9 protein-coding genes and 1 pseudogene are annotated in these 11,843 nt (G+C 55.5%); 6 read left to right on the top strand and 4 right to left on the bottom strand.

Translation table 11 applies throughout. The features are described from left to right. Positions 1–73: 73 nt before the first annotated feature. From ACSZPU_RS18775 to ACSZPU_RS18790, 4 genes and pseudogenes are all read right to left on the bottom strand, one after another. A pseudogene (locus ACSZPU_RS18775) lies at positions 74–292 on the bottom strand (fimbria/pilus periplasmic chaperone); the annotation flags it as partial. Positions 293–595: 303 nt separating this feature from the next. Continuing rightward, positions 596–1,345: a type 2 GTP cyclohydrolase I gene (locus ACSZPU_RS18780; protein ID WP_499001878.1), complete on the bottom strand. Its 750-nt coding sequence runs from the start codon at positions 1,343–1,345 to the stop codon at positions 596–598. An 11-nt stretch (positions 1,346–1,356) separates the two neighbouring features. After that, positions 1,357–2,775 carry a deoxyribodipyrimidine photo-lyase gene (phrB, locus tag ACSZPU_RS18785; RefSeq protein WP_499001861.1) on the bottom strand — a complete coding sequence of 473 codons (1,419 nt, stop codon included), beginning with the start codon at positions 2,773–2,775 and terminating at the stop codon, positions 1,357–1,359. A 323-nt stretch (positions 2,776–3,098) separates the two neighbouring features. Then, positions 3,099–3,305, bottom strand: a complete 207-nt coding sequence (locus tag ACSZPU_RS18790; RefSeq protein ID WP_499001863.1) for a YbfA family protein — start codon at positions 3,303–3,305, stop codon at positions 3,099–3,101. A gap of 344 nt (positions 3,306–3,649) precedes the next feature. On the opposite strand from ACSZPU_RS18790, the gene kdpF reads away from it, so the two are divergent. Genes kdpF through kdpE form a run of 6 tightly spaced genes read left to right on the top strand, consistent with a single transcriptional unit; the run spans position 3,650 to position 11,441 of the window. After that, on the top strand, positions 3,650–3,739 hold the full coding sequence (gene kdpF, locus ACSZPU_RS18795) for a K(+)-transporting ATPase subunit F (protein ID WP_041852093.1): 90 nt from the start codon (positions 3,650–3,652) through the stop codon (positions 3,737–3,739). Next, a complete protein-coding gene (gene kdpA, locus ACSZPU_RS18800; protein WP_499001865.1) occupies positions 3,739–5,418 on the top strand; it encodes a potassium-transporting ATPase subunit KdpA in 1,680 nt (559 codons plus the stop codon). The genes kdpF and kdpA overlap by 1 nt, the downstream gene beginning before the upstream one ends. A gap of 17 nt (positions 5,419–5,435) precedes the next feature. Further along, entirely contained in the window at positions 5,436–7,484 is a 2,049-nt protein-coding gene (kdpB, locus tag ACSZPU_RS18805) for a potassium-transporting ATPase subunit KdpB (RefSeq protein ID WP_499001868.1), read from the top strand. A 13-nt stretch (positions 7,485–7,497) separates the two neighbouring features. Continuing rightward, positions 7,498–8,076, top strand: a complete 579-nt coding sequence (kdpC, locus tag ACSZPU_RS18810; RefSeq protein WP_499001871.1) for a potassium-transporting ATPase subunit KdpC — start codon at positions 7,498–7,500, stop codon at positions 8,074–8,076. Between the two features lie 3 nt (positions 8,077–8,079). Next, positions 8,080–10,767, top strand: a complete 2,688-nt coding sequence (kdpD, locus tag ACSZPU_RS18815; protein WP_499001873.1) for a two-component system sensor histidine kinase KdpD — start codon at positions 8,080–8,082, stop codon at positions 10,765–10,767. Further along, complete coding sequence (gene kdpE / locus ACSZPU_RS18820; RefSeq protein WP_499001876.1) at positions 10,764–11,441, top strand: two-component system response regulator KdpE; 678 nt, start codon at positions 10,764–10,766, stop codon at positions 11,439–11,441. The genes kdpD and kdpE overlap by 4 nt, the downstream gene beginning before the upstream one ends. Positions 11,442–11,843: the final 402 nt, after the last annotated feature.

The following is an 11,843-nucleotide window of genomic DNA, read 5'->3' on the forward strand; positions in this document are numbered from 1 at the left end:
TTCAGGCAACCGTCTGTGGTGTTTGCAGAGCTAAGATTGGCGGCTTAGCGTTGCACTTCGGAGTTGAATCCGCCGTTAACACAAAAGGCACATGAGTCTTTTCCGGCAATGCGAGCGGGTCACCAGTATCTATCCAGCTTTGCACCAGTGCTGCCTGCTCGCCCTTATTTTTTAACGAGACGGTAACTTCTTTTTTAGTTTCCGGATAGATAACCCGCGTGCCAATGATGACTACACCGGCGCGGGAGAGAAAAGGCAAAATAATCAGACAAAGCAACATCCCCTGAAACATTTCTTTGATTAACACTTTCGTCATAAAAAAACATTTAAACATGATATTCAGACTAAAAATCATCAAGTTTTTTATTTTAAGATGCAAGCTCCCTTCAGATTAGAAATTAAATAATCTTATTACAAAGACAAAATCTTCGTACTCAATGTAACAACATCTTTTCACTGAAGAAGTATATACAACACGGCAAACTATTAATCACAAAACGCCTAAAATATTACACTAAAGATTTCTCTCTTAAAAAATCTAATAATAAGACATTTTATTAATACGCGACACCTGTAGAGATGCCGCGTATTAACGTTACGCCGGATTCGGAATATCAATAAATGTCACATCCAGATCCGTGTTCTCGGTCAGCCATTCGCTTAATGCGCGAATACCGCCGCGTTCTGTCGCGTGATGCCCTGCCGAGTAAAAGTGCAGGTTCTGCTCACGTGCGGAGTGAATGGTTTGCTCAGAGACTTCGCCGGTAATAAAGGCGTCCACGCCAAAACGCGCGGCGTTATCGATAAACCCTTGTCCGCCACCAGTACACCAGGCCACACGCTTAATCAGATCTGGCCCGGTATCACCACTCCACAGCGGCCTGCGACCCAGACGCGCTTCAATCCAGGACGCCAGCTCCAGCCCCGGAACCGGCATCGACAGCTCGCCCCACGGCAACAACTCTTCACCGTCAACGGTGCCCATCACCGTAATCCCCAGCAGTGCCGCCAGTTGTACGTTGTTGCCCAGCTCCGGGTGCGCATCCAGCGGCAGGTGCCAGCCGTAGAGGTTGATATCATTCGCCAGCAGCGTTTTCAGACGATTGCGCTTCATGCCACGAATGATCGCCGGTTCGTTTTTCCAGAAATAGCCATGGTGCACAATCACCGCATCGGCTTCCTGACGCACCGCTTCATCCAGTAGCGCCTGGCTTGCCGTCACCCCGGTGATGATTTTTTTGACGGTTTCGCGTCCCTCAACCTGTAGGCCATTCGGGCCGTAATCGCTGAACGCCGCACTGTTGAGTTTCTCGTTAACCAGCTTTTCCAGTTCGGTATTTTTCATCATCACTCTCTTTACGCTTTACGGGCGGCTTCATAGGCGGCCAGCGTGGCAGCCCGAGCCTGTTTGTGTTCCACTATCGGTCGCGGATAATCCAGGGTCGTGCCTTTTTTATCCGCCCATGTCCAGGGGTCGTGAATCGCCTTACCAGGCACATCGGCAATTTCCGGGATCCACGCGCGAATAAACTCTCCTTCGGTATCAAACCGCTCCCCCTGGGTCGTGGGATTGAAAATGCGGAAATAGGGTGCCGCATCGGTTCCGGTCGATGCCGCCCACTGCCAACCGCCGTTGTTGGCGGCGAGATCGCCGTCGATCAGTTGCGACATAAAATAGTGCTCGCCGCGACGCCAGTCGATCAACAGGTCTTTCACCAGGAAGCTGGCAACGATCATCCGCAGGCGGTTATGCATCCAGCCCGTGCTGTTCAGTTGGCGCATGGCGGCATCCACAATCGGATAGCCGGTTTTCCCCTCCGACCAGGCGCGAAGCTGCTCCGGGTGGTCATGCCATTTCACCTTATCCGTCCACGGAATGAAAGGATGATATTTACATAAATCAGGATGATAGGTCATCAAATGGCGATAGAATTCCCGCCAGATTAGCTCATTAAGCCATACCGCCCCGCTCCCTCCGTTCAGCGCATCAGGCTGCTCGGCCAGCAGGCGATGCAGGCACTGTCGCGGCGAGAGAACACCTAATGCCAGACAGGCGGAAAGGCGGCTGGTGCCTTCAATAGCCGGAAAATCACGCTGTTGCTCATACCCAGCAGCCTGCTGCTGGCAAAAATGACGCAGGCGCTGAATCGCCGTTTTCTCATCCGCCGCAAACAGCGCCGGATCATATTCTTCCTGCGGATAGTCAAACGTCAGCATCGTACATGGCTTGCTTAATGCGCCCGTTTCCCGCACGCGCGGCGCGCCAACGCACTCGGGCAAATCCTCTTTCAACCGCCGGAGAAAGGCGTTTTTGTACGGCGTAAAAACTTTGTACATTTCATGATTGCCGGTCATCACGCTGCCCGGGGCCAGCATCACACTGTCATCAAAACCCTGACAGGCGACATCAGCCAGCGCCTTTTCCACCGCCGCATCACGCTGGCGTTCGTTGACTTCGTACTGGTAGTTATAAAAAAGATGGCTGACGTTTTCTTCTTTGCAAATCGTCGCCACGGTTTCCACGCTGGCGGCAAAATCGTCCACTTCCCGGAAGATCAACGGAATGCCCTTCTCCGCCAGCGCCTGCTGCAATGCATTAAGGTGGGTAGCAAGAAACGCGGCCTGACGCGGGGCCATCGCATATTTTTTCCACTGTCCCGGCGTGGCGATAAACAGAGCTTTGACACTGGCCGAACGGCTGGCGCAGGCGGCCGCAAGGGCAAAATTATCATGTACGCGCAAATCCGCGCGAAACCAGACCAGATGGGTGGTCATAACTCTCCTGGAATTTTATGTCCGTCAGAAAACAGCGCTAGTGTGTTAAAGGAAGGTTACGAGTGCAAGCGCAGGTTGCCTCTCGCGACAACAGTGTGGGTTAAGTGTAGCGGGTGGATAAAAAAAACGGTGAGCCAGTGTTAGCATGGCTTTTAAGAAAACGTTCAGGGCTAACAGGTTGACGAACATTCTGTGGAGTATGAGACTGGATTACCCTGGATGGGGCTTGATAGTTCCCCAACGGACCGCGAATCCTGAGGGGTAAAAAAAACCGCTACGTCGAAACGTGGCGGTTTTTTTTATTGCTGGGTGTAATCAATTGATCAATAAAAATCGCAGGTCGCTTTTTCGGCCTGATCCATCCACACCGGTTTCTCGCTGGTTTTTGCCCAGACGCGATGCAGATAGCTGTAAAAACGCGCGCGGTCTTTCCAGAACATCATTACCGGTAATGCCAGGACACCCGCCAGCACGGCGAAAATGCGACGCATTAAGACGACATGGACTGGAAATGCTTTATATACGGTCATAATTTTCTCCCCTTTGTTGGCCGGTAACATTCACCGGAAAAAATGTCCCCCATGATGTAGATCGTTTACAGATCCTGTGGGGCGCATCTGAATCTGGTTAAAATAGTACCGTTTTGTTTGTAATTTTACTACTCATCCGACCACTAAATTTTGTAAATTTAAGCTTTATTTACATTCACCGCGTAATTGAGTTACATAAAAGTTAAATTAATACTAAACATTAGTTAAATTATGGTCTTCGCCATTTTTATATTTTTTTTACACCCCGCCCGCTGATTTTTGCGAAATCTTTGCACGCAAAATCCTACCCTCACCTCAATCCCTAAAACACCTGGAGGTGGATTGTGAGTGCAGGCGTTGTAACCGGCATCGTGCTGGTTTTCCTGTTGTTGGGCTATCTGGTCTATGCCCTGATTAACGCGGAGGCTTTCTGATGGCTGCCCAGGCGTTTTTACTGACTGCCAGCTTTTTACTGGTCCTGTTTATCCTTGCTCGCCCGCTCGGGACTGTGCTGGCGAAAATGATCGTCGGCACGCCCCTTCCTAGGGTAGCGGCCATCGAGAACGGACTGTGGCGAATTATGGGGATTGATACCCGTGAAATGGGATGGTTCCAGTACCTGATGGCGATACTGTGGCTCAACATTTTTGGTCTGGTGCTACTGTTCGCCATCCTGATGTTGCAGGGCATCCTGCCTTTTAACCCACAGCAATTTCCAGGTTTGCCCTGGCATCTGGCGCTGAATACTGCCGTGAGCTTTATCTCTAATACCAACTGGCAAGCCTATGCGGGTGAAAGCACCCTGAGTTATTTCAGCCAGATGGTCGGCCTGACGGTGCAAAACTTCCTCTCTGCGGCTACCGGCATTGCGGTCATTTTCGCTCTGATTCGCGCCTTTGCCCGCCACAGCATGAGTACGCTGGGGAACGCCTGGGTCGACCTGACCCGCATTACCCTGTGGCTGTTGCTGCCGCTGTCGCTGATCCTGGCGCTGGTATTTATTCAACAGGGCGCTCTGCAAAACGTTCTGCCCTACCAGCCTTTTACCTCCCTGGAAGGGGCAAAACAGCTGCTGCCGATGGGGCCGGTTGCCTCGCAGGAAGCCATCAAAATGCTGGGAACCAACGGCGGTGGTTTCTTTAACGCCAACTCCGCGCACCCGTTTGAAAACCCCACTGCGCTGACCAACTTCCTGCAGATGCTGGCGATCTTTTTGATCCCGGCGGCGCTGTGCTTCGCCTTTGGCGATGCCGTTAGCGATCGCCGTCAGGGGCACGCCATCCTGTGGGCCATGTCAATCATCTTTGTTATTTGTGTCGCCGTCGTCATGTGGGCCGAGTGGCAAGGTAACCCACACTTCCTGACGCTGGGAGGCGACAGCGTGATCAACATGGAAGGCAAAGAGAGCCGTTTCGGCATTCTTGTCAGTAGTCTGTTCGCCGTTATTACCACATCCGCTTCCTGCGGTGCGGTCAATGCCATGCATGACTCCTTTACCGCGCTGGGCGGGATGGTGCCGATGTGGCTGATGCAAATCGGTGAAGTGGTGTTTGGCGGCGTCGGTTCCGGGCTGTACGGCATGCTGCTGTTTGTGCTGCTTGCGGTGTTTATCGCCGGGCTGATGATTGGTCGCACGCCGGAATACCTCGGCAAAAAAATCGACGTGCGCGAAATGAAGATGACCGCCCTGGCGATCCTCGTTACCCCGGCGCTTGTGCTGATCGGCACGGCGCTGGCGATGATGACCGAAGCCGGACGTAGCGGCATGTTCAACCCGGGTATCCACGGCTTTAGTGAAGTCCTGTATGCCGTCTCCTCCGCTGCGAATAACAACGGTAGCGCCTTTGCGGGCCTGAGTGCGAATACGCCGTTCTGGAACTGCCTGTTAGCGTTTTGCATGTTCTTTGGTCGCTTCGGCGTCATTGTGCCGGTCATGGCGATTGCCGGGTCACTGGTCACCAAAAAAATCCAGCCCGCCAGCACCGGGACACTGCCGACACACGGCGCGCTGTTTATCGGCCTGCTGATCGGTACCGTGCTGCTTGTGGGTGCCCTGACCTTTATTCCTGCTCTGGCGCTTGGCCCGGTAGCGGAATATCTCTCTTTACGCTGATTTGCGGAGTATTTGTCATGAGTCGCAAACAAATGGCCCTGCTCGAACCGACGCTGGTACGTCAGGCGCTGATTGATTCCATTACCAAACTGAGCCCGCATACCCAATGGCGCAACCCGGTAATGTTTATCGTCTGGATTGGCAGCGTGCTGACCACGCTGCTGGCGATTGCCATGGCGAGTGGGTATCTCGACGGCAGCACCTGGTTTACCGGTGCGGTCAGTCTGTGGCTGTGGTTTACCGTATTGTTCGCCAATTTCGCCGAAGCGCTGGCGGAAGGCCGCAGTAAAGCGCAGGCCAACAGTCTGAAAGGAGTGAAGAAAACCGCCTTCGCCCGCAAATTACGCGCTCCGCAGCATGACGCGCAAATCGATCACATTCCCGCGGGCGATCTGCGTAAAGGCGATGTGGTGCTGGTGGAAGCGGGCGACATTATTCCCTGCGACGGGGAAGTGATTGAGGGCGGTGCGTCGGTGGATGAAAGCGCCATTACCGGGGAGTCTGCGCCGGTAATTCGTGAGTCTGGCGGCGATTTCGCCTCGGTCACAGGCGGTACGCGCATCCTGTCTGACTGGCTGGTGATTCAGTGTAGCGTTAACCCAGGCGAAACCTTCCTTGACCGGATGATTGCGATGGTGGAAGGCGCACAGCGGCGTAAAACCCCCAATGAGATCGCGCTGACCATTCTGCTGGTAGCTCTGACCCTTGTCTTCCTGCTGGCAACCGCCACCCTGTGGCCATTCTCGGTCTACGGCGGTACGGCGGTCAGCGTGACCGTTCTCGTAGCCCTGCTGGTCTGCCTGATCCCGACCACTATCGGCGGTTTGCTGTCAGCCATTGGCGTTGCCGGGATGAGCCGCATGCTCGGTGCCAATGTGATTGCCACCAGCGGGCGTGCCGTGGAAGCCGCAGGGGATGTCGACGTACTGCTGCTGGATAAGACCGGCACCATCACGCTCGGCAACCGTCAGGCCTTTGAGTTCCTGCCCGCCAGCGGCGTGGATGAAAAAACGCTGGCCGATGCCGCACAGCTCTCTTCGCTGGCGGATGAAACGCCGGAAGGTCGCAGCATTGTGATTCTGGCAAAACAGCGCTTCAACCTGCGCGAACGGGACGTACAGAGCCTGCAGGCGACCTTCGTTCCCTTCACCGCCCAAACCCGCATGAGCGGCATTAACGTGCAGGAACGTATGATCCGCAAAGGATCCGTGGATGCCATTCGTCGTCATATTGAGGCCAACAACGGCCAGTTCCCGGCCGATGTCGAACAGCTGGTGGAACGCGTGGCGCGTCTTGGGGCTACCCCGCTGGTGGTGGCAGAAGGTGCACGCGTACTGGGCGTGATTTCGCTAAAAGATATCGTCAAAGGCGGCATCAAAGAGCGTTTCGCCCAACTGCGGAAAATGGGCATCAAGACGGTGATGATCACCGGGGATAACCGCCTCACTGCCGCTGCCATTGCCGCCGAAGCCGGGGTCGATGATTTCCTCGCCGAAGCGACGCCGGAGGCAAAACTGGCGCTGATTCGTCAATATCAGTCAGAAGGCCGTCTGGTGGCGATGACCGGGGATGGCACCAACGACGCCCCGGCGCTGGCGCAGGCGGATGTTGCGGTTGCCATGAACTCCGGGACCCAGGCGGCGAAAGAGGCTGGCAACATGGTGGACCTGGACTCCAACCCCACCAAGCTGATTGAAGTGGTACACATCGGCAAACAGATGCTGATGACCCGTGGTTCGCTGACCACGTTCAGTATCGCCAACGACGTGGCGAAGTATTTCGCCATCATCCCGGCGGCATTTGCGGCGACCTACCCGCAGCTCAATGCGCTGAACGTGATGCACCTGCACTCTCCGGCCTCGGCCATTCTGAGCGCGGTCATCTTTAACGCCCTGATCATCGTCTTTTTGATCCCACTGGCGTTGAAGGGGGTGAGTTACAAACCGCTGACGGCCTCCGCCATGCTGCGCCGCAACCTGTGGGTTTATGGGCTGGGTGGACTGGTGGTGCCTTTTATCGGCATCAAGATTATCGACCTGTTGCTGACCCTGTTCGGCCTGGTGTAAGAGGGATAAAAAAATGGTTTTGATTCGTCCTGCATTTCTACTCTTAATAGTACTGACGTTGATTACCGGCGGGCTTTACCCGCTGGTTACCACAGCGCTGGGGCAGTGGCTGTTCCAGGCGCAGGCCAACGGTTCACTAATTCGCGTGGGCGATGATGTGGTGCGTGGCTCTCGCCTGATCGGGCAGAACTTCACCGCGCCGGGGTATTTTCACGGTCGCCCTTCCGCCACCGCCGATGCGCCCTATAATCCGATGGCATCCGGTGGCAGTAATCTCGCGGGCAGCAACCCTGAGCTGGATAAAGAAGTGAGTGCGCGCGTTGCACAGTTGCGTCAGGAAAACCCGCAGGCTGATGCCCGCGTGCCGGTTGAATTGCTTACCGCCTCGGCAAGTGGCCTGGACAATAACCTGACGCCGCAGGCCGTGGTCTGGCAGATCCCTCGCGTCGCCCAGGCGCGTAATCTGCCCGCGGAAACCGTTGCCCGGTTAGTGGAAGAAAATACCACCCACCCGCTGGTTGATTTTATTGGCCAGCCGGTGGTGAACATCATTGAACTGAATCTGGCGCTGGATGCGCTCAAGGATAAATAAGTCATGACAGACGAGCCTTTGCGCCCGGATCCCGACAGACTGCTGGAACATGCGGCAACGGACCATCGTGGCAAACTGAAAATCTTCTTCGGCGCCTGTGCCGGGGTAGGGAAAACGTTCGCCATGTTGCAGGAAGCACAACGGCTGCGGACGCAGGGGCTGGATATTCTGGTGGGCGTGGTCGAAACCCACGGACGCAAGGAGACCGCCGCCCTGCTCAATGGGCTGGCGGTACTGCCGCCAAGGCGTATCGCCCATCGCGCCCGCCTGATTCAGGAGTTTGACCTCGACGCCGCCCTTGCGCGGCGTCCGGCGTTGATACTGATGGACGAACTGGCGCACAGCAACGCGCCCGGTTCACGTCACCCGAAACGCTGGCAGGATGTGGAAGAACTGCTGGAAGCGGGCATCGATGTGCTGACCACAGTGAACGTGCAGCATCTGGAAAGTTTGAACGATGTGGTCAGCGGCGTTACCGGCGTGCAGGTGCGTGAAACCGTGCCCGACCCTTTCTTTGATGCCGCCGACGAAATCGTGCTGGTCGACCTTCCGCCTGACGATTTACGCCAGCGCCTGCACGAAGGTAAAGTCTACATCGGTGGCCAGGCCGAACGCGCTATCGAACACTTCTTTCGTAAAGGCAACCTTATCGCCTTACGCGAACTGGCCCTGCGCCGAACCGCCGACCGCGTGGACGACCAGATGCGCGCCTGGCGCGACAGGCTAGGCGAAGAAAAAGTCTGGCATACCCGTGATGCGATCCTGCTCTGCGTCGGGCACGGTACGGGCAACGAGAAGCTGATCCGCACCGCCGCCCGGCTAGCGGCGAAACTGGGCAGCGTCTGGCATGCAGTGTATGTGGAGACCCCTGCCCTGCACCGCTTACCCGAGCAACAGCGTCGGTCCATCCTCGCATCACTCCATCTGGCGCAAGAGCTGGGCGCGGAAACCGCCACGCTTTCCGACCCGGCAGAAGATAAAGCTATTTTGCGCTACGCCCGCGAGCACAATCTCGGCAAAATCCTGATCGGCAGACGCACCAAACGGCGCTGGTTTAGCGGTGAATCCTTTGCCGACCGGCTGGCACGCCGCGCGCCGGATCTCGACCTGGTGATCATCGCGCCGGATGATACGCCGGTCACCCTGCCCTCCCGTCCCGGTGACAGTCGCCCGTTTATGGAAAAATGGCGCGTCCAGCTGAAAGGCTGTCTGGTGGCGATGGCCCTGTGTGCCGCGATTACCTTAATTGCCATGCAGTGGCTGGTGGCTTTTGACGCCGCCAACCTGGTGATGGTCTATCTGCTTGGCGTGGTGGTGGTCGCGCTGCTGTATGGCCGCTGGCCATCGGCGTTTGCCACGGTGATCAATGTCGTCAGCTTCGACCTCTTTTTTATTGCGCCACGGGGTACGCTGGCGGTTTCCGATGTGCAGTACCTGTTGACGTTTGGCGTGATGCTTACGGTCGGCCTGGTCATCGGCAACCTCACCGCCGGCGTGCGCTATCAGGCGCGCGTCGCCCGCTACCGAGAACAGCGTACCCGCCATCTGTATGAGATGTCGAAAGCGCTGGCAACCGGGCGCAGCGACGTCGATATCGCCACCACCAGCGAGGCGTTTATCCGTTCGACGTTTGATGCCCGTAGCCAGGTGTTGCTGCCCGACCATTCGGGAAAACTGGTGGCGATTAGCCAGACGCAGGGGATCAGCCCATGGGATGACGCTATTGCCCGCTGGAGCTTTGATAAAGGCCTACCTGCGGGTGCCGGTACCGATACCCTCCCCGGCGTGCCCTACCAGATTTTGCCGCTGAAAAGCGCACAGAAAACGCACGGTTTGCTGATCGTGGAACCGGCAAACTTGCGCCTGCTGATGATCCCCGAGCAGCAGCGTTTGCTGGAAACCTTTACCCTGCTGGTGGCCAGTGCGCTCGAACGCCAAGCGCTGGCCACCAGCGAAGAACAGGCGCGTCTCGCCAGCGAGCGGGAAAGTATTCGCAACTCGTTGCTCGCCGCGCTTTCCCACGATCTGCGCACGCCGCTGACGGTACTGTTCGGCCAGGCGGAAATCCTGACGCTGGATCTTGCCAGCGAAGGGTCGAAACACGCTAGGCAGGCCAGCGAAATCCGCCAGCATGTGCTGAATACCACCCGGCTGGTGAATAATTTGCTTGATATGGCGCGTATCCAGTCCGGCGGATTTAACCTGAAAAAAGAGTGGCTGACCCTGGAAGAAGTGGTGGGTAGCGCGCTGAGAACGCTCGAACCAGGACTTGGTGAACGCCATATTGCGCTCAGTCTCCCCGACCCGCTGATGCTGGTGCATGTGGACGGGCCGCTGTTTGAACGCGTGCTGATTAATCTGCTGGAAAATGCCGTCAAATACGCCGGGTACAATGCGAACATCGGTATTGATGCCCGCCATGATGATTCCCGACTTACACTTGAGGTATGGGATAACGGACCCGGCATTCCCGCCGGGCAGGAGCAGGCAATTTTTGCTAAGTTTGCCCGTGGCAGCAAGGAGTCGGCCATCCCCGGCGTGGGCTTAGGGCTGGCTATCTGCGAGGCGATTGTCGAGGTGCATGGCGGGACGATTACCGCCGCTAACCGTCCGCAAGGCGGTGCCAGTTTTTATGTTACACTGCCGCTGGAATCGCCCCCGCAACTGGATGAATTACCCGAGGATCTGTGATTAACGTTCTCATCGTTGAAGATGAACAGGCCATACGTCGTTTTCTGCGTGCCGCGCTGGAAGCTGAGGGGCTGCGCGCCTGGGAAGCCGACACGCTGCAACGCGGGCTTATTGAAGCGGCAACGCGTAAACCTGACCTGGTGATCCTCGATTTAGGCTTACCGGACGGCGACGGTATCGATTTTATCCGTGACCTGCGCCAGTGGAGCCAGATCCCGGTTATTGTTTTATCCGCCCGAACCGAAGAGAGCGACAAAATTGCCGCACTGGATGCGGGCGCGGACGATTATCTGAGTAAGCCTTTTGGCATCGGTGAACTACAGGCACGCCTGCGGGTGGCGCTGCGTCGCAATGCAGGCGCGCAGCAAAGCGATCCGGTGGTCACCTTTTCGGGTATTCAGGTCGATCTCGCCAACCGCCGTATCGTGCGAGCGGGCGAAGAACTGCACCTTACTCCTATCGAGTTTCGCCTGCTGGCCGTGTTGCTGAATAACCACGGTAAGGTGCTGACCCAACGCCAGTTGCTGAGCCAGGTATGGGGACCCAATGCCGTTGAGCATAGTCACTATTTACGCATATATATGGGACATCTTCGCCAGAAGCTGGAAGCCGATCCCGCGCGCCCCCGCCATTTATTAACCGAAACCGGCATTGGTTATCGCTTTATGCTTTGAATATGCATTCACTTTTAATAAAATAAAATTCAACCGTTAATTTAAAACCCGAAAAATAAACATGAAAAGTCCTCAAATGTTATTTCCATGACATAAGAACATCCTCAAAACACATTATTAACAGAGACCTTACAAAACTGCATATCGATCTACCACATAGACCAAAAACAATGGTTTATTTTTATTGGTGTCGGTTGTTGTCGATCTATATCACAGTTCCAAAGCTATTCCTGGATAAAATGACCACGCTTTCAATTTATGAAAGGAAATTAAGCATGGAAAACAATAACCGATTAATGCCCCATATAAGGCGGACAACACATATTATACCCGTGATCATTGAAACTGCTTGATTTCATGCTGTCAGGGGATCATGCTCAGACCATGAACATCAGACTTTCA

The sequence above is a fragment of the Phytobacter sp. V69 genome, assembly GCF_965644215.1.
Classification (GTDB): domain Bacteria; phylum Pseudomonadota; class Gammaproteobacteria; order Enterobacterales; family Enterobacteriaceae; genus Phytobacter.

Coding starts and splice junctions, on each gene's coding strand:
- ACSZPU_RS18790 (WP_499001863.1), bottom strand. CDS start 3,305: ATGACCGTATATAAAGCATTTCCAGTCCATGTCGTCTTAATGCGTCGC.
- ACSZPU_RS18780 (WP_499001878.1), bottom strand. CDS start 1,345: ATGAAAAATACCGAACTGGAAAAGCTGGTTAACGAGAAACTCAACAGT.
- kdpC (WP_499001871.1), top strand. CDS start 7,498: ATGGTTTTGATTCGTCCTGCATTTCTACTCTTAATAGTACTGACGTTG.
- kdpA (WP_499001865.1), top strand. CDS start 3,739: ATGGCTGCCCAGGCGTTTTTACTGACTGCCAGCTTTTTACTGGTCCTG.
- phrB (WP_499001861.1), bottom strand. CDS start 2,775: ATGACCACCCATCTGGTCTGGTTTCGCGCGGATTTGCGCGTACATGAT.
- kdpB (WP_499001868.1), top strand. CDS start 5,436: ATGAGTCGCAAACAAATGGCCCTGCTCGAACCGACGCTGGTACGTCAG.
- kdpD (WP_499001873.1), top strand. CDS start 8,080: ATGACAGACGAGCCTTTGCGCCCGGATCCCGACAGACTGCTGGAACAT.